At 74.1% G+C, this 18,401-nt stretch carries 11 protein-coding genes; 4 read left to right on the top strand and 7 right to left on the bottom strand.

Annotated elements, in window-relative coordinates; translation table 11 throughout:
* Positions 1-270 precede the first annotated feature (270 nt).
* On the top strand, positions 271-951 hold the full coding sequence (locus IEY96_RS23095) for a hypothetical protein (protein WP_189196902.1): 681 nt from the start codon (positions 271-273) through the stop codon (positions 949-951).
* Positions 952-1,006: 55 nt separating this feature from the next.
* Here the strand turns inward: IEY96_RS23095 and IEY96_RS23090 are convergent, their stop codons facing one another.
* Positions 1,007-2,266: a glycoside hydrolase family 6 protein gene (locus tag IEY96_RS23090; RefSeq protein ID WP_373293630.1), complete on the bottom strand. Its 1,260-nt coding sequence runs from the start codon at positions 2,264-2,266 to the stop codon at positions 1,007-1,009.
* Positions 2,267-2,509: 243 nt separating this feature from the next.
* Between IEY96_RS23090 and IEY96_RS23085 the strand changes: the two genes are divergently transcribed.
* Together IEY96_RS23085 and IEY96_RS23080 are read left to right on the top strand one after the other, a co-directional pair.
* The gene (locus tag IEY96_RS23085) at positions 2,510-4,828 is read left to right on the top strand and encodes a transglycosylase domain-containing protein (RefSeq protein WP_189196901.1); all 2,319 of its coding nucleotides are present in this window, start codon (positions 2,510-2,512) and stop codon (positions 4,826-4,828) included.
* A 38-nt stretch (positions 4,829-4,866) separates the two neighbouring features.
* Entirely contained in the window at positions 4,867-6,270 is a 1,404-nt protein-coding gene (locus IEY96_RS23080; RefSeq protein WP_189196900.1) for a CoA transferase, read from the top strand.
* A 16-nt stretch (positions 6,271-6,286) separates the two neighbouring features.
* On the opposite strand, the gene IEY96_RS23075 is transcribed toward IEY96_RS23080, so the two are convergent.
* The 4 genes from IEY96_RS23075 to IEY96_RS23060 form a co-directional block, all read right to left on the bottom strand.
* The gene (locus tag IEY96_RS23075; RefSeq protein WP_189196899.1) at positions 6,287-6,880 is read right to left on the bottom strand and encodes a TlpA family protein disulfide reductase; all 594 of its coding nucleotides are present in this window, start codon (positions 6,878-6,880) and stop codon (positions 6,287-6,289) included.
* On the bottom strand, positions 6,877-7,308 hold the full coding sequence (locus IEY96_RS23070; RefSeq protein WP_189196898.1) for a hypothetical protein: 432 nt from the start codon (positions 7,306-7,308) through the stop codon (positions 6,877-6,879). Before IEY96_RS23070 ends, IEY96_RS23075 begins: the two co-directional genes overlap by 4 nt.
* 64 nt (positions 7,309-7,372) lie before the next feature.
* Positions 7,373-9,430, bottom strand: a complete 2,058-nt coding sequence (locus IEY96_RS23065) for a M6 family metalloprotease domain-containing protein (RefSeq protein ID WP_189196897.1) — start codon at positions 9,428-9,430, stop codon at positions 7,373-7,375.
* Positions 9,431-9,591: 161 nt separating this feature from the next.
* On the bottom strand, positions 9,592-10,494 hold the full coding sequence (locus IEY96_RS23060) for a dihydrodipicolinate synthase family protein (protein ID WP_189196896.1): 903 nt from the start codon (positions 10,492-10,494) through the stop codon (positions 9,592-9,594).
* A 235-nt stretch (positions 10,495-10,729) separates the two neighbouring features.
* Between IEY96_RS23060 and IEY96_RS23055 the strand changes: the two genes are divergently transcribed.
* Positions 10,730-11,956 carry a PucR family transcriptional regulator gene (locus IEY96_RS23055; RefSeq protein ID WP_189196895.1) on the top strand — a complete coding sequence of 409 codons (1,227 nt, stop codon included), beginning with the start codon at positions 10,730-10,732 and terminating at the stop codon, positions 11,954-11,956.
* Positions 11,957-11,992: 36 nt separating this feature from the next.
* Here IEY96_RS23055 and IEY96_RS23050 read toward each other — a convergent pair whose 3' ends face one another.
* Positions 11,993-13,915, bottom strand: a complete 1,923-nt coding sequence (locus IEY96_RS23050) for a Xaa-Pro dipeptidyl-peptidase (RefSeq protein WP_229791815.1) — start codon at positions 13,913-13,915, stop codon at positions 11,993-11,995.
* Positions 13,916-14,129: 214 nt separating this feature from the next.
* Positions 14,130-18,179: a ThuA domain-containing protein gene (locus tag IEY96_RS23045; protein WP_189196894.1), complete on the bottom strand. Its 4,050-nt coding sequence runs from the start codon at positions 18,177-18,179 to the stop codon at positions 14,130-14,132.
* Between the last annotated feature and the right edge of the window lie 222 nt (positions 18,180-18,401).

Genomic DNA, 18,401 nt, shown 5'->3' with positions numbered 1-18,401 from the left:
CGGCGACGCCGCGGTCGCCGGCACCGTCACCTGGGCCTCGCCGGCCCTGGCCGACGACCGCTGCCGCCCGGCCGACGCCCCGGCGCCCGCGTCCCGCTCGACCCGCCCGGGCACCCGGCCCGCCTGACCGGCCCGCGGTAGCGGCCACCGCCGCGCGCCGCCCCCGGCTCCCCCCAGCGACAGCTGCACGGCCGCTCACGGCCGGCGCCGGCCGACGAACACCCCGGCGCCCTCCCACTTTCGATGACCCTGGTGACCAGGAGTTCCTTCATGAGCACAGCTACACCCGTCGTCCGGGCCCGATGGTGCGACATCGGTCGGATAGCCGATCTCGTCGCCGAGGCCCTCTCCCCCACCGCCCTCGCGGCCTGGCTCGTCCCCGACGCGCAACGGCGCACCGCCGTGCTCGCCGCCGTGGCCCGGATCTGGACCGAACACGCGATGCTCTTCGGCGACGCGTTCCTGCTCCGGGACGGCACGGCGGCGACCGTGTGGTTCCACCGCTACCGGCCGATCCCGGCGCCGAACCGGTACGCCGACCGCCTCGCCGCGGCCGCCGGCCCGGACGAGGAGCACTTCCTCCGGCTCGACGAGGCGCTCGCCGCCCGTCGACCGGCGGAGGCGCACAACCACCTCGCGCTGCTGGCCGCGCCCGGCCCGGCGGCCGCCCGCCGGGCCGCCGCGGCACTCGTCGGGGCGCAGCGCTGGATGGACACCCTGAGCCTCCCGACGTACGCGGAGGCGTTCACCGAGACCGACCGGGACCTGTTCCGGCGGCACGGGTACGCCGACCGGGAGGCCATCGCGGGGCCGGGCGACACCACCACCCACCCGATGTGGCGGCTCTCGCCGTTCTGGGCCGGCCGCTCCGGCGGCAACGGCCGCTGGCCGGCCCGCCGCATCACCAGCCGGACCCGCAACGGCCGGGCCAGCGGGTGGGCGCTGCGCTGATCCGGCGCCGACGGTCGGGCCGGGGCGGCGTTCCCGCCGGCCCGGCCCGGCGGGGTCAGCGCAGCGGCGGGTTGGCGTACCGGACCAGTTCGAGGGCCTGCTCGTCGAACCAGGCGCCGGCCGCCGGGTCGGCCGTGCCGCCGCGCGCCGGGTCCAGCCCGGTGCCGGTGCCCCGGTCGCACTGCCCGTCGGACTGGCCGGGCGTCTTCACCCAGAGGAACGCGTCGGCCAGCGGGTCACCGGTCGCGGTGGTGGGGCGTACGCCCAGGCCCCGGTCCGGCGGGTTGCACCAGGTCTGCGGGTCCGGCCAGCCCGCACCGGCCGGCGGGGTCCACGGGCCCTGCCCGTTGCGGCTGGTGTCCACCACGAAGTGGGCGAGCCGGTCGGCTGGCACGTCGCCGACGTTCTCGGCGTACCAGGCGTCGGTGCGGCCCCAGGTGCTGAAGTCGGCCGGGTCGGCCGGGTAGTACTGGCTGGCGCACCAGTCGAAGTGCCCGCGCGCCCACTCGGGACCCTCGGTGCCGTAGTGGACGCACCCGGCGATCCAGTTGCCGTACTTGAGCTGGCGCTCGGTGGTCTCGTAGTTGGAGACGTTGAGGAAGAAGCCGTCGGCCTTGGCGACGCCGGCCTTGACCAGCCGGTCGGCGGCGTCACCGACGCCCAGCCAGGCGCTGTGCGTGCCGTCGAGGTAGACGCTGGTGCGGGGCAGGGCGGCCAGCCGGTCGACGGCGTGGTTGAGCATGGCGAACCGGTCGGCGGCGGCGGTCGCCGGGTCGGCCTCGGCCGGGCGGCACCAGTCCTGGGTGCCGTTGATGGTGGTGTACCAGGGGATGATGCCGAGGCCGTCCGGCTCCAGGATCACGGCCACCTCGTGGCCGCCGATGCCCCGGGCGAAGGCGTCGATCCAGGCCTCGTACTCGGCCACGGAGGTGGCGCCGCCGGCCGAGTACTGCGCGCAGTCGCGGAACGGGATGTTGTAGGCCACGAGCACGGGCACGGTCTTCTTGCCGGCCGCCCGGCGTACCTCGGCGTTGACGGTCCGGGTGACCTCGGCGGGGGAACCGCCGGTCACCCACACCGCCTGGGGCGTGCGGATCATGGCACGCAGCCCGGCCGCCTGCTGGTACCGCCCGGCGGCGGTCAGCTCGGCGATCTGGGTCACCGCCCCGTGGTCCGGCCGGGGGGTGTAGAAGGTGACGCCGTCGCGGAGCTCCGCGCCGGCCGGTGCGGGCGAGAAGGGCACGGCCGCGGCGAGGGTCGCGGCGACGGCGGCGAGACCGGTCACGGCGCGCCGCCGGAAGGGAGTCAGGGCCACGTCATTGCTCCTGAGGGACGGGGGAACGGGCGGTGGGAGCGTTCCCGCAGCTCGTCAGAGCCTGCCCGGAGCAGCCGCGACTGTCAATGTCTCCGGGCCGGCCGGCGCGTCGTGCAGGCGCCTCACCGTGCCGGAGGTCACCCCTAGGACGGGCGGACGCCTGTGCCGTCGCCGCAGCTCCGCTAGCCTGCGAGCCGGGCAGGGACACGATTCGGCCGAGCAGTCGGAGGGTATCGGGTGCGGATGCTTCAGACCGGTGACAACGACGACGCCGACGGTGCCGCGACCCCGACCCCGGGGCGGAAGCGCCGGCGACACCGCCTGCTGATCTTCCTGGCGGTGTTCGCGCTGCTGGCCGGCTCGGGCCTGGTGGCCGGTGGCTACTACTTCGACAGCGTGCCGACCCCCACCGACCTCAAACTCCCGGAGTCGACCACCGTCTACTACGCCGACGGCCGCACGCCCATGGCGAAGCTGGGCGCCGAGAACCGGACCATCGTCCCGTACGACCAGATGAACGACTCGGCCAAGCAGGCCATCGTGGCGGCCGAGGACCGCACCTTCTGGACCAACAAGGGCGTGGACTTCAAGGGCGTGCTCCGGGCGGCCTGGGCGAACGTCACCGGTGGGCAGCGGCAGGGCGCCTCCACCCTGACCCAGCAGTACGCGCGGGTCGCCGCCGACCTGCGCGGGGTCACCTACTCGCGGAAGCTGCGCGAGGCGGTCATCGCCTGGAAGCTGGACGACAAGTACAGCAAGGAGGAGATCCTCGGCTTCTACCTGAACACCGTCCCGTTCGGGCGGGGCGCGTACGGGATCGAGGCGGCCGCGCAGACCTTCTTCGGCAAGACGGTGCGCCGGGACGCCCCGCCGCAGCAGCAGCTCACCCAGGCCGAGGCGATGGTGCTCTGCGCGATGGTCAAGCAGCCGGAGGCGGACCCGGCCGACCCCGAGGGCTCCCCCGGCTACGACCCGCGGCGCAACGCCACGGCGAAGCAGAACTCGATCGACCGCTGGAACTACATCCGCGACGGCATGGTGAAGCTCGGGTACCTCACCTCGGAGCAGGCGGCGAACCTGGCGTACCCGGACTCGGTGCGGCCCATCGACCCCAACGCCGGCCGCTCCGGGCTGGACCGCCCGACCGGCCTGGTGGTCAACCACGTGCTCAGCGAGCTTCGGCAGACCGAGCCGTTCCGCGGCCAGCCGGACGAGGCGATCCGGGACGGCGGCTACAAGATCGTCACCACCATCGACAAGCGGGTGCAGGACGCCGCGGAGGCCGCCGCCGACATCCGCCGGGACACCGCCCCGGAGGCGGTCCGCGGCCAGCCGAAGAACTGGCAGGCCGCGCTGGTCGCGGTGGAGCCGGGCACCGGCCGGGTGCTCGGCTACTACGGCGGCGACAAGGGCTCCGGCGCCGACTACGCCGGCTGGTACTCCGACGAGAACGGCCAGGCCCGCGGGTTCGGCCAGCACCCGCCGGGCTCGTCGTTCAAGGTGTACGACCTGGCCGCCGCCGTGGAGAACGGCATCTCGGTGAAGCAGCGGTTCGACTCGCCGGACACCAAGGAGTTCCCCGAGTCGGGGCGGACCAAGGGCAGCCCGGCCGGCCCGATCCGCAACGCCGAGCACGCGCCCTGCCAGCCGAACTGCGCCCTCTGGGAGTCGACCGTCGCCTCGCTGAACGTCACCTACTTCGAGCTGACCGAGAAGCTCGGCACCGCCAAGGTCATCGACATGGCGAAGCGGGCCGGGGTCGAGTCGATGTGGGAGACCGTCAAGGGCAACCCCCAGCCGCAGCGGGTGGACCTGCGGGACAAGCCCGCCGACGAGGTGGCCGGGCGGTTCTCCACCGAGGTCGGCATCGGCCAGTACGGCATCAGCGTGCAGGACCACGCCAACGGGATGGCCACCTTCGCGGCCGGCGGCAAGCGCGCCGAGGCGCACTTCGTCCGGTCGGTGACCAAGGGCGACGAGAAGGTGTGGAGCGAGCAGCTCAAGCAGACCGACCTCGGTCTCGACCAGGAGGCGATCAACCAGCTCGACTGGACGCTGCGCCGGGTCAGGGCGGCCAAGCTGGACAACGACTGGGACTCCGCCGGCAAGACCGGCACCTGGCAGGCCGGGCAGAGCACCACCCAGAACGTGCACACCTGGATGGTCGGCTGGACCGGCGCACTCGCCTCCGCCGTCTGGCTCGGCACCACCGACGGGAAGCCGCTCAGGACGACGGGCGGCAGCTACGAGGTCTACGGCTCCACCGGGCCCGGGCCGATCTGGCGGCAGTTCATGGAGCAGGCCACCGCGGCGTTGAAGCTCGACCCGGACAAGTACCGCTTCCAGGATCCGGCGTTCCCGGACGACGCCCCGGAGACGACCACTCCGACGCCGGCGCCGACGACCTCCTCGGCCACCCCGTCCGCTCCGGCGACGCCGAGCCCGACCCCGTCGCGCCCGAGCCCCCGCCCGAGCGACCGGCCGACCTCGCTGCCGACCGTCTCCCCCTCGCTCACCCCGCTGCCGACCCTGTCGCCGTCGAAGACCCGGCGACCTCGGTGACCGCGGGGCCGCCCCCGGTCGGTGCGATGATCGACGGCATGCCGAACCCGACGACGGACGCGATTCGGTCGGCCTGGGCCGCGCTCGGCGGGGACCCGGCCGACGCCGCGGCGGTGCGGCCGACCGGTCCCGCCGGGGTGCTGCCAGCCCGGCTGCCGGTCACCGACCTGGCGGTGGCCTGCGTCGCCGCCGCCGGACTGGCCGCTCTGGAGCTGGGCCGGGCCCGCGGGGCCGGGACGGAACCGGTGACCGTCGACAGCCGCGCGGTGGCGGTCTCCTTCACCAGCGACCGGCACCTGCGGGTGGACGGGCAGGCGTTCAGCGGCTTCGCCCCGCTGTCCCGGTTCTGGCCGGCCGCCGACGGCTGGGTGCGTACCCACGCCAACTACCCGCACCACCGGCGGCGGCTGCTGGCCACGCTCGACCTCGACCCGGCGCGCCCGGACGACGAGGCGCTGGTGGCGTCGGTGGGCGAGCGGATCGGCGCCCTCCCGGCGCGCGAGGTCGAGCAGCGGGTGACCGCGGCCGACGGCCTCGCCGTGGCCGCCCGCACGCCGGACGGGTGGGACGCCCATCCGCAGGCCGCGGCCGTCGCGGCGGAACCCCTGGTCCGGCTGCGGGCCGACGCGCCGGCGGCAGCCCGCCCGGCGCCCCTCGCGCCGGCCGGGCTGCCCGCCGCCGGGGTACGCGTGCTCGACCTGACCCGGGTGATCGCCGGTCCGGTGGCCACACGTTTCCTCGCCCTGCTCGGCGCCGACGTGCTGCGCGTCGACTCCCCCGTGCTGCCCGAACTGGAGCCGCAGCACCTGGACACCGACGCCGGCAAGCGGTCCACGCTGCTCGACCTGGGCCGGGACGCCGACCGGGCCCGGTTCGCGGCGCTGCTCGCCGACGCCGACGTGGTGGTGACCGGCTACCGGCCGGGAGCGCTGGACCGGTGGGGCCTCTCCCCCGAGGCGCTGCGCCGGCACCGCCCCGACCTCGTGGTGGCGCGGCTGTCGGCGTGGGGCGGCACGGGCCCGTGGGCCGGGCGGCGCAGCTTCGACAGCCTGGTGCAGGCCGCCACCGGCATCGCCGAGGTCGAGCGGCGGCCGGACGGCACGCCGGGGGTGCTGCCGGCCCAGGCGCTCGACCACGGCACCGGCTACCTGCTCGCCGCGGCGGTGCTCCGGGCACTGGCGCTGCGCGCCGGCGACGGGGGCGCCTGGACCGCCGACCTGTCGCTGGCGCGTACCGCCCGGTGGCTGCGGCACGAACTGCCGGCCGGGCCGGTCACGGCCGCCGGCCCGCCCGACCCGGGCCCCTGGTGCGCCGAGCGGGACTCCCCCGCGGGCCGCCTCCGGTCCGCGCTGCCGCCGGTCACCCTGCCCGGCGGTCGGCGGGACTGGGCGAGCCCGCCGACGAGGTGGGGCGGCGACCCGCCGGCCTGGCTGACCAGCTGAGCGCGGTCCGGCCGCGTCAGGGGGCGAGCACGAGCCTGCGCAGCTCGGCGTCGAGGGTGGCCGCGTCCACGCCGCCCGGCCAGCCCCGCAGCAGCGCGCCACCCTTGGCGATGACGACCACGGCCGGGGGTTCGCGGACCGCGTACGAGCGCCAGATCCCGCCGTCGGCGTCGAGCGCGACCGGGTAGTCGACCCGGTGCTCCCGCAGGTAGCGCTGGACGTCCTCGGGCCGGTCCTCGGTGGCCACCCCGACGAAGACGACCTCGTCCCGGTGGCGGCGGGCCAGCTCGCCCAGGGCCGCCTGGCGGTCGGCGCAGAGCGTGCACCAGGAGGTGAAGAAGACCAGCACGACCGGGCGGTCGGACCACAGGTCGGCGAGCGCCACCGGGCTGCCGTCGGTGAGCACGCCGGTGACGGCCGGCGCGCCGGGCGCCCCGGACGGGGCCGGGCGCAGCGCGAGACCCGCCGGCGCCGGGCCCGGCAGCGCGGCGGCCCCACCGGCGGGCGGCGCCGGCCGGGCCGGCGCGTCGTCGCCGGCGGAGCAGGCGGTCGCGGCGAGCACCGCGCGCAGCGCGACGGTGGCGAGGCGGACGCCGTACCCCCGGGTCACGACGGCACCACCGCGACCAGCGCCGGTCCCTCGCTGTCGTTCGGGGTGAGGTCCACCGGCGGGTGGCCGTCCACGACCAGCCGGTAGGCGTCCCGTGCGGCCAGGTCGACCGGCACGGCGAACTCGCAGTACGTCGGCACCCGCGGCACCTCCAGGTCCTCGGCGAAGGTCGCCACCGAGCGGCCCGGGGACAACGCGCCCTCCGCGAGCGTCCGGCCGGCGGTGTCGACCACCTGGAACGGGGCCCGGTTGTGGAAGTGGGTGTAGGGGCCGGTCCCGGCGCACTCGACGCCCGCCGGCCGGATGTTGATGTCCCGGACGAGCACCCGCACGGTCGTCGCCGACCGGGCCTCCTCGGGGTCACCGCACGCGGCGAGCGCGCCGGTGAGCAGCGACGGCAGCACCAGCGCTGGCAGCAGGCGGCGCATCTGTCCTCCTGGTCGTCGGGGCGGTACCCGGGGCGGTGCGGCGCGCCGCACCGCCCCGGTGCGGTCAGCCGAGCTGCGCCCGGGGTCGTTCCACCCGGCACTGGCTCGTCACGGTCCTGCTCGGGTCGCTCTCCGAGGTGGCCGTGAGGGTCACCAGCGTGGTGGCGGTCGCGCCGGAGCCGGCCCCCACCGAGACGGCGACCGGGGTGCTGGCGCCGAACTCGGCCGTGGCCAGCTCGTTCGGCAGCTCCACCCGCCAGCCCTGGCCGTCGACGGTCGCCGAGAGCCGGTAGACGTCGGACTTCAGGTACGCCCCGGCGTCCTCCGGGTGCGGCTGCCCGCCGGCCGCGTACGTCCCGGTGTTGGTCAGGTCGAACGCGCAGGTGGCGCCCTTGCCGGTGGGCTCGCCCCGGGTCACCAGGTGGCCCTTGGACAGCGCCACCCCGTGCGTGCTCGGCCCGGCGCCGTCCAGCGACCGGACCGCCACCGTGTACGAGAGCACCCCGTCGCCGTCCCGGCGCAGGTTGAGCACGTAGAAGTGCAGCCGGTTGGCCTCGTCCACGTACTCGTACTCGCTGCCGGAGTTGGCCCCGGCGTGGAACAACGCGTCGGACAGCTGCCGGTAGTCACCCATGGTGATCTTCTGCGGGGTGCCGTTCGGCTGGTAGAAGTCGACCATGTCGATGTCCTGCGGGTTGGCGTCGACCACCCACACGAACGGCGCGCTGTCGGTGTTCTTGGTCTTGCTGATCAGCACGCCGTTGTCCGGGGTGAACGAGTCCGCGCCCATCCGGTCGACGACCTCGACGGTGTAGTTGTTGTACCGGCCGCCGTCGCAGAGCGGGTCGGTGGCGACGGTGCACGCCGGCGAGCGGTCGCTGTTCATGGCGATGTTGAGGCCGGTCAGCCCGCCGGGCCCGGCGTCCACGGCGCGGGCGGTCACGTCGGCGACCACCATCCCGGAGGTGGCCAGCCCTTCCCGGGACAGCCGCAGCACGTGCTCCTCGCCGAGCAGCCCGATCTTCAGCTTGTCCCGCAGCGTGTGCAGCGAGCCCATCGAACCGCCGTTGACCGGCGGGATCTGCCAGCGGGTGTGCGGCCCGCCCGGCCCGTTGAACGACCCGCGCGACATCATGCTCCAGATGCCGGTGTAGGCGCGGCGCAACGGCGTGCCGTACGGGTTGTTGTAGTTGTCCCCGATGCTCAGCAGGTGGCTCAGCTCGTGGGCGTACACGCCCATGCCGGAGCTCTCCGCCTGGGTGGAGGAGCCGCCGCCGGCGTTCGGCCAGATGGTGGCGGCCGCCTTCCACGAGGTCCACTCGACGTAGCGGGTCTTCGCGTAGTTCGGCAGGCTGGGGTCCGGGGGGCCCCACGCGTCCGGCACGTCCTCCTTGGTCTGGAACATCATCTGGCCGAACTCCTGCCAGGTCGACGACTCGTCCTGGCCGGCCGAGAGGATGAAGACCAGCTCGAAACTGTCGGCCACCGCGTCGCCCACCGCCGCGCGCCAGGCGCCCAGCCCGTCGGTGCGGATGTTCTTGGCGCACGCCTCCCCGGTGGGGCAGGCGCCGGGGTTGAAGCCGTTGTCGATGCCGTACTGGTAGGACTTCGCCGGCATCTCGTACGGGCCGAAGCCGGTGAGGTCCACCCCGTACCGGCCGTTGGAGTCCTGCATCCAGTACTCGTGCAGGGTGTGTCCCCGGTTCAGGTCGCCCGGCTTGTTGAGGAAGTCGGTGTAGAACGTCGCGACCTGGCTCCGGGGCACGTTGGCGGCGGTCGCCTGCGGGTTGCCGAAGACCGTCGAGCCGGCCGGCTGGGTGATGACGAACGGCTGGTCCACGTAGTCCAACGTGACCAGCGCGATCTTGAAGTTACGGACCGAGCCGCGCACGGCCGGATCGGCCCAGTTCCGGTTCGGCACCTGCCGGTAGTCGTCCCAGGTCATCGTGTCGGGGTTCTGCCAGCGCTGGGGGTCGAGCGGTTGGAACGGGGCGGGCCCGTCCGGCGGGTCGCCCGGTGCGGCGGAGGCCGGCCCGGCGGAGCCGGTCGCGACCAGGACGGTCGTGACGGCCGCGGCCAGCACCGAGCGCCACACCGCACGCCTGGTGGGCAGAAGGTGCATCGAGTCACCTCTCAGGTCGGGGGGCGGGAGGGGGCGGGGCGGCCAGGGGCGCTCGCCGTCCCGAATGATCACGCTCGATCCGACCCTAGGAGCCGGCCGGCGCGGCGGTCACCGTGCAGATGTCGGCAGGTGGACCGGCCACTTCCGACACGTGCAGGACGTCACGCCGTGGGCACCGGCCCGGCGTCGGCCCGCTCGGCCCGCCGCAGGTCGCGGCACAGCCGCTCCTCCAGCTCGGGCGGCAGCGCGCCGCGGGGCGGCCGGCACGGGCCGCCGTACCGGCCGCTGAGCCCCATGGCCAGCTTCACCGCCTGCACCCCCTCGGTCCGGGCGCCCCAGCCGAGCAGGGGGTGCAACCGGGTGTAGAGCGGCAGCGCGGCGGCCAGGTCGCGGGCGGCGCAGAGCCGGTGCAGGCGCAGGCAGAGCCCGGGCAGGACGTTGGCGCTGCGCGCGAGCCACCCGGTGGCCCCGCACACGGTCAGCTCCAGCAGCACGTCGTCGGCGCCGGCCAGCACGTCCAGGTGCGGGCAGAGGTCGCGGACCCGGTGCAGCCGGCGGACGTCGTCCTCCCGTACCGCCACCACGCCGTCGGTCTCGGCGACCCGGGCGAGCAGGTCCGGGGTGAGGTCCACGGTGGCCTCGGCCGGGTCACGGCACACCACCACCGGCAGCCCGACGGCGGCCACCTCGCGGTAGTGGGCGACCACCTCGGCGGGGCCACCCGGGTAGCCGACCGGCGGCGGGGCGAGCACCGCCTGCGCCCCGGCGACCCGCGCCTGCTCGGCCCAGTGGCGCGCCTGCCGGCTGCCGTACCCCCCGACGGCCGGCAGCACCGCGCAGCCCGGCGGCGCCGCCTCCACGACGGCGCGGACGACGTCGGCGCGCTCCCCCTCGGACAGGGCCGGGTACTCGCCCAGCGGGCCGCACGGGGTCACGCCCCGGCAGCCGGCGTCGCCGAGCCACCGCACGTGCTCCTGGAGCCGGTCGTGGTCGACGGAGAGGTCGGCCCGGAACGGGGTGGGGAGGGCGACGACGACGCCCTGCCAGGGCCTGGTTGCGGCCACGACGGTGTTCCCTTCTCGGCGGACCCGGCCCCGCACACGTTAGGGACGGACCGGGCCGCGGTCTTCCGACAGATGCCGGAACCGCCCCGGGCGCGCCGGGTACGGGTGTCGCGGGGGTATTGCGCGCCCGCCAACATCATCGGAAGGTAGGCCGAGAGTCCTACCAGCACACGTCCGGCCCGCGCCGTGCGGGGACCCGCCGGGACCCGGGCCGGTCCGGGGGAAGCGCATGCGCATGGAGCTGCAACGCATCGTCGACCGGGTCGCGGCGCGGGTGAAGCGCCCGGCACTCATCGAGGACCGGCGCCAGCGCGTCGTCGTCTACAGCGAACACACCGGGCTGATCGACGGGGTACGCCGCAGCTCGATCCTGCGCCGGCACACCACCCCCGAGGTGATCGCCTGGGCCCGGGAGATCGGCATCATGGAGGCCCGGCAGCCGGTGCGTACCCCGGCCTGCCCCGACCTGGACCTGCTGCCCCGGGTCTGCGTGCCGATCCGGCACCAGGACCTGCTGCTGGGCTTCGTCTGGTTCATCGACGGGGCCGACGGGATGACCGACGACGACATCTCGGTGGTGACCGAGGCGATGCCGGACCTGTCGCTCGCCCTCTACCGGGAGAACCTGCTCGGCGAGCTGACCTCGCAGCGGGAGGCGGAGGCCACCCGTACGCTCCTGGTCGAGTCCCCGGAGGCCCGGCGGGAGGCGGTCCGGTCGCTGCTGACCGACGGCGTGGTGGCCCGCGACGGCCAGGTCACCGCGCTGGTCGCCCAGCTCGCGGTGACCCGGGACGACGTCCTGGACGACGCGGCCCGGATCGCCCTGGAACACGCGCTGGTCGCCACCCGGCAGTGGGTCGGCTCCCGCGAGACCCTGCACCTGGTCCGGCACGACCACGGTGTGCTGCTGCTGTGCGGCGGGCGGGCCACCGGCCGGGCGGCCGCCGGGGACGCCGCCGCGCACCTGGACCAGGCCCTGCGCGCGGCGACCCGGGGGCTGGCGTCGGTGAGCCGGACGGTGCTCGGGATCGGCGACGACCGGCCCCGGCTGTACGACAGCGTGCTGTCCTACCAGGAGGCGTTCCAGGCGGCCCGGGTGGGCGTGCAACTGCCCGCCCTGGGGCCGGTCGTGCCCTGGGCCGACCTGGGCATCTACCGGTTGTTGTCGGGGGTGGACGCCCAGCACCTGGACGTCGCGCGGGTGCACCCGGGGCTGGGCCGGCTGCTCGGCGACGAGGCGCACCAGGTGCTGCTGGAGACCCTGGAGGTCTACCTGGACCTGGCCGGCAACGCCCACGCCACCGCCGAGCGGCTGCGGCTGCACCGGACGACGCTCTACTACCGGCTCCAGCGGGTGGAGCTGCTCGCCGGCACCGACCTCAAGGACGGCAACGAGCGGCTCTGCCTGCACCTGGCGCTGAAGCTGGGCCGGCTCACCGGCCGGTACCGGCCGGACCGGTAGCCGGGGCGGGGCGCCGTTGCCCCGCCCCGGAGTCTCCTACAGGCCGGCGGCCACGGCCGCGGTCCGGCCGCCGACCACCGGCAGGGTGATCCGGCTGCGGTCGAAGTGGACGGTGATGTGGGCCCGGGTCTGCTTCGCCCGGCTGCTGTAGCCGGAGTACGAGCCGAGCAGGACCACGCCGATCTGGTGGCCGGCGTCGAAGACGTAGTCCTCGGGGAGCAGGTTCAGGTCGACCGCGGTCTTCTCCCCGGGCACCAGCGGCGTCGACACCGACGGCGAGTCGAGGTTGAGGCCGTCGATGACCCCCTTGGTGACCAGCTCCTGCGGGTTGGCCGCCACGGTCTTCTCGGTCCTGCGGTAGCAGGCGTTCTCCGCGAAGCCGCCCCAGGTCGCCGTCGCGCCCCAGCAGTCCTCGTCGGTCAGCGTCCGGATGCCGTCACCGCTGGTGCTGAACCGCGGGCGGGTGCCGTAGTCGACGAGGAGTCCGGCGAAGCTGGTGTCCTCGCCGTCGACGGTGGCGCTGATCTTCACGACCGGGGTGCCGGAGACGTGCAGCGGCGCGGTCAGCGGCCCGGAGAGGAACACCAGGCGGTTGTCGGTGTTCGCCGCCGGGTCCGACGGGTGCCGGATGGCGTTGGTGGCGGTCATCGTGGGGGTGTCCTGGAAGGTCGCCGACCCGTTGCCGGGGCCGGAGCGGACGGCGAGCGCGCCGACGTTCCCGGCCTCCGGCGCCCGGAGGAACACCTGGGTCGGCCGGGCGTCCGGCAGCGGCCAGGCACTCGCGGTCTCCCAGACGTCCGGCGCGCGCTCGATGTCGACGGCCGGCTCCCGCATGATCCCGTTGTCGACGCCCTGGAGCCAGTGGTCGAACCAGCGGTGCAGGGTGTCCACCCAGGCGCCGCGCCGGAAGTCGAACGGGTCGACGTGGCCGGTGCCGGTCAGCCAGAGCTTGCGCGGCACGCCCTGCTCGCCCAGCGCGGCCCACCACTTGCTGAAGTGGTCCGGGCGGACGTTGTCGTCGTTGATGCCGTGCACCACGAAGACGCTGGCCCGGACCCGGTCGGCGTGCGGCACGTAGTCGCGCTCCGCCCAGAAGTCGTTGTAGTCGCCCGTGACGTCGTCGCCGCCCTGCCCGAGAGCGGCCCGCACCGGGGCGCAGTACGCGCGGCGGGCCGGGTTGGTGACCGTGTTCGCGAGGCTGCCCGAGTAGTTGTTCGCCCGGGTGACCAGGCCGTTGCTCCGGGAGTAGTCGTACCAGCTGGAGATCGCCGAGATCGGCACGATGGTGGTCAGCCCCGCCACCCCGTCGGCCGCGGCGGCGTTGGCCAGGGTGCCGTCGTACGACTTGCCGATCATGCCGGTGCGGCCGTTGTGCCAGTCCGCCACGACCTCCCGGCCGGCGGCGTCGACGCCCGGCCGCCGCCCGTTGAGCCAGTCGATGGCGGTCGGCGCGCTGATGTTGTCGGCCCGGCCACCGGTGACCGGGCAGCCGGTCGAGTTGTTGGTGCCGATCATGTCGAGCAGGACCACCGCGTAGCCGCGCGGGACGAAGTAGTTGTCGTAGAACAGGGGCCAGGTGTCGTTCAGCCCGTCGCCGTCGAGGTCGGCCTTGCACTCGCCCTCGTTGCCCCGGCAGACCGTCGAGTAGTACGGGCTGGCGTCCATCACCACCGGCACCTTGAGCCCGTTCTCGCTGGCCCGGGGCCGGATCACGTCCATTGCCACGATGTCGCGGGCGCCGTCGCCGTCGGTGTCCACGTCCGAGGTCACGAAGACCCGTTCCCGGACCGCGTCGGCGTAGCCGAACACCGGCTGGGTGACCCCGTTCTCGACCACCAGCCGGGCGCTCTCGTCCGCGCCCGGCTCGGCCAGGGCACCGGTCGCCGGCAGGCCGGTGACCGCGACCGCCAGGGCCACCACGGCGGCCCGCCAGGCATGTCTTCCGCTTCGCATCCGCATGCTCCTCCTCCCCGCGCCGGCCGCCGGCCGGCGACGCACCCAGGGGCGACGCCGCCGCGGCGGTGGCCCCGAACCTACGGATCGACAGGTGTACGGGTCTTCGGACACCTGTGGAAGAAGCCCGCCCGCGGCTCCTACGCCTGTCGCAGGCCGCCCGCCGCGGCACAAGGGCGCCGGGCACGGGGCGCACCCGTGCCCGGCGCCGTCGGTGCGACTACAGGTCGCGCACCCGTACGTCGCGGAACTCGATCAGGTCGTTCGTGCCGTGGTTCTGCAACCCGACGAACCCGCTGAGGAACTGCCGCAGGTCGGTCGGCGGGTCACCGGCCCGGGACGACGCCTTGCCCGGCGTGTTGTCGAACTCGTTGATCACCACGCCGTTGCGGATGATCGTGTAGTGCTGGCCGACCACCCGGACCTCGTAGTCGTTCCAGGTCCCCTTCGGGGTCGCCCCGGCCTTGTCGAGCCCCTGCGGGTCGAAGTTGTAGATCGACCCGGTCTTCTGGGGCTCGCCGGTGGGCCCGTCGTAGATCTGGATCTCGTGACCGCAGTAGATGGCCACCCACGCCTGGGACGACCGGGCCGAGCCGACCGTGCCGCAGCTGCCGTCCGGCCGCTGGTCCAGCGGGATACGCGGGTCCGGGAACCGGGCGAAGACCCCGCTGTTGGCGTACGTGGCGCCGGCGGAGACGTCCCGGAACTTCAGCCGCAGCGAGAAGTCGACGAACTCGTCCTTGGCGTACCAGAGCATCCCGAGCCCGCCGGAGCTGCGGATGGTGCCGTCGGGCTGCAACGTGAACGATCCGCCGGGCGCCTGCCGCCAGTCGGCCAGCGAACCGGCCGTGCCGTCGAAGAGCGACCGGTAGCCGGCGACCTTGCCGATCGGCGACTGCGCCGCCGCGGTGCCCAGCTTCGTCGCCTCCTTGTTGTCGAGCACGCCGTCGCCACGCAGGTCGTTGACCACGTCGGCGACGTGGCTGACGAACTGGCCGTGGTTGGTCCAGCTCCGCTCGTCGTCGATCAGGTCGTTGACGGTGCAGCCGCCGCCGACCTGGTGGTTGGTCACCCCGGTGTCGGTGTCCAGCATCCGCACCGTCGCGCGGGTGTCCGGTGCGGCGCAGCCGGCCGTGACGGTGATCGTCGCGGTGGAGACCTGGCCGTCGGCGTACGTCACCTTCAGGGTGACCTGGTAGGTGCCGTAGTCGGCGTAGGTGTGCGTGGGGTTCGCCTCGCGCGACGGCGCGCTGCCGTCACCGAAGTTCCACTCCCAGGCCACGCCGCCGGCCCGGGCCGCCGAGAACGCGATGGTCTTCGGCTGGCTCGGCGTGACCGCCCGCCAGGCGGCGTCGCTCGCCCGTGGCGTCGCCTCGCCACCGGTGTAGGCGATCCGGATCAGCTTCTGGTTGCTGTGCAGGCTGAAGAAGCCACCGGCGTAGTCCAGCAGGTACAGCGCGCCGTCCGGGCCGAACTTGGCGTCCATCCAGGACTGGAGCTGGTTTCCGCCGTTGCCGCCGCGGATGATCTGGCGCAGGTCCTCGGCGAACGCGGGCGGGCCGTGCTCGTCGACCGTGCTCGGGTCGACGGTGACCGCCACCCGGTTGTTGGCGTTGGACTGGTCGCCGATGAACCACTTGTCGTCCCAGTACGCCGGCCAGGCCACGCCGCTGCCGGTGTCGACCTTCTCCCGCTGGTAGGTCGGGCCGTCCATGATGGCCTGGCCGCCGCCCTTGAGGTACGGCTGGGTGAAGGTCTCCTGCCCCACCTGGTACGTGGGCAGCCCGCTGCCGTCGGTCCGCTTCGGGTAGACCGGGCCGCCGCCCTGCGGGGAGTACCAGATCATGTTGTCCCGGGCCGGCGGGATGTTCACCAGGCCGGTGTTGCGCGGCGAGGTGTTCTTCAGGTTGTCGCAGTCGTACCAGCCGGTCAGCACCGTCGCGTCCGTGCTGCTGCGGTCCCGGTACGGCTGCCGATTGCCCATGCAGTACGGCCAACCCTGGTTGCCCGCCGAGGTGATGATGGTGGCCGTCTCGTACTTGGCCGGGCCGAGGTTCGGGTCCGGGCCGCCGGCGTCCGGGCCGACCCAGGCCGCGGTGAGCCAGTCGTTGACCGGATCCCAGGCGATCCGGGCGATGTTGCGCACGCCCATCACGTAGATCTCCGGGCGGGTCTTGCCGCCGCCCTCCTCGGCGCCGGTGAACAGGTTGCCGGCCGGAACGGTGTAGGTGCCGTCCGCCTCCGGGTGGATGCGCAGGATCTTGCCGTTGAGGTCGTTGGTGTTGCCGGAGGTACGCCGGGCGTCCTGGAACGAGGTGCCCTTGAACTCCTGGGTCCAGTTGTTGCCGGAGTAGCCGTTGGAGCCGCCGGAGGAGTTGCTGTCACCGGTGCCGATGTAGAGGTTGCCGCTCTCGTCGAACGTCATCCCGCCGCCGGCGTGGCAGCAGCTGTGGATCTGGGTGTCCCAGTGCAGCAGGTCCTTGCGGGTGCCCTGGTCGATGGCCTGCTTCGCGGCGTCGTAGGTGAACCGGGAGACGGTCCGCTGGCCGATCCGCCGGTCGCGGTCGATGGACTCGTGCGGCATCCAGTAGACGTACACCCAGCCGTTCTGCGCGAACTTCGGGTCGAGGGTGATGCCGACCAGGCCCTCCTCGTTCTTCACCAGTTCGCTGCCGCTGCCCCGGTTGCCCATCACCGCGAGGGTGGTGAGCAGCTTGACCTGCTTCGTCGCGGGGTCCCACCGGTGGATGGTGCCGCAGCCGAGGCCGACCTTGGGGTCGTCCCAGCTCACCACCGGGCCGCTCGGGCAGGCCGCCTTGCCGATGTAGAACACCCCGCCGTCGGGGGCGATGGTGAGGCCGTGCGGCTCGCCGATCTGGTCGAGCTGGCCGGGCTGGTTGGTGGTGGTGAGCCGGTCGACGCGGTAGTTCGCGGCGATGGTGGCCTGGCAGTCACCGCGGACCAGGCCGGCCGTCCACCGGATGGCGCCGGCCAGGTGGCCCTGGAACTGCTTGTCGCTGGTCCAGCTCGCCTCGGTCCGGCCCATCCCGGTGTAGAAGGACCGGCCGCCGTCGTAGTCCTGGCACCAGGAGACCGGGTGGAAGGCGCCGTTGCCGCTCAGGCCGGCGTTGTAGGTGCCCTCCTCGACCTGCGCGACGGTGTGCACCCGGCCGACCGGGCTCGGGTCCCAGTTGATCCACTGGTCGGAGCGGGTCCAGGTCAGCGGCAGGCCCTTGTTGGCCGGGTGCTGCCGGTCGGTGACGTCGACCGTGGCCTTCTGCACCACGGTGTCCGGCGCCGGTCCCGCGTCGGGGCCGATCAGCCACAGCTCGGCCAACTGGATCAGCGGCTCCCCGCTGTTCGCCGTGACGTTGAGCCGGTAGTGCTGGTAGGCCGTGGTGTTGGTGAAGCTGAACTGCCTGGTCTGGAACCGCTGCGGGAAAGTCTCGTTGCTGCGGGTGTCCAGGTCGGTCCAGGTGGTGCCGTCCTGGGAGCCCTGGAGGGTCCAGTTCTTCGGGTCCCGGCCGGGGAAGTCGTTGGCCGAGGTGAGCGCGTAGCGGCTGACGACCACCGGCGCGGCCAGCTTCGCCGCCAGCCAGCCGGTCGGCGAGAAGGTCAGCCACTTGGTGCCGGTCGAGCCGTCGATCGCCTTCGCGGCGGTCTCGTTCGGCGGGTTCTCCGCGCTCGCGGTGGCCGACACCGGCTTCTCGGCGTTCGGCAGGCCGGCGGCCGGCCGGGTGCCGATCAGGCCGGTGAACCAGGACGAGTCCGGCTGGGCGCGCGCCGCGTCGTGCACGCCCACGAACCCGCCGCCGTTCTTCACGTACGCCTGGAAGGCCGCCTCCTGCGTGTCGTTCAGGGTGACGCCGTTGGCGGAGAGGAACACCACCGCCCGGTAGCGGGCCAGGTTCCCGAAGCTGAACACCGCCGGGTCGGCGGAGTCGTCCACGGTGAAGCCCTGCTGCTCGCCCATCTCGCGGATGGTGGCGGTGGCCTTGGCGACCGGGTCGTCCTGCTTGTCGACCGGGCCGTGGAAGACCAGCACCTTGACCGCCGCCGCGGCCTCGGCGGCCGCCGCGGGTGTCGGCGCGAGGGTCTGGCCCGGCAGGGCGAGCACGCCGAGCGCCAGGGCCGCGCTCGACGCCAGGGCGCCGAACCGGCGGCGGGCGCCGGGGCGACGCGTGGTCGAGGGTGGTGTGGTGGTGGATCCCGTCGGGCCGGCGTCGAAGCCGAACCAGCGGGAGAACCGGACATGGCGTCTGTCGGCCATCTCGACTCCTCCTGGTGTGAGGTTTCCGGGTTCGTCGATCCCGCCGGTGACGTGAGGCGGTCACCGGAGGAAGGGCGTACGCGTCCACCGGCGCCACCCGTGGCGGGCGGCCGGTGCGGCGGTACGGGAGGTGGAGGTCGTCCGGTGGCTGCCGGTCCTCGGCGCTGAGGGCCGGCAGCCGCGGACCCGTCAGTCGTGCTGGTGCGCGCCGCCGTCGGCGGC

This window comes from Micromonospora fulviviridis, from assembly GCF_014648395.1.
GTDB lineage: Bacteria > Actinomycetota > Actinomycetes > Mycobacteriales > Micromonosporaceae > Micromonospora > Micromonospora fulviviridis.
Note: the sequence above shows the minus strand (reverse complement) of the source record. Positions and strands in the feature narration are given on the sequence as shown.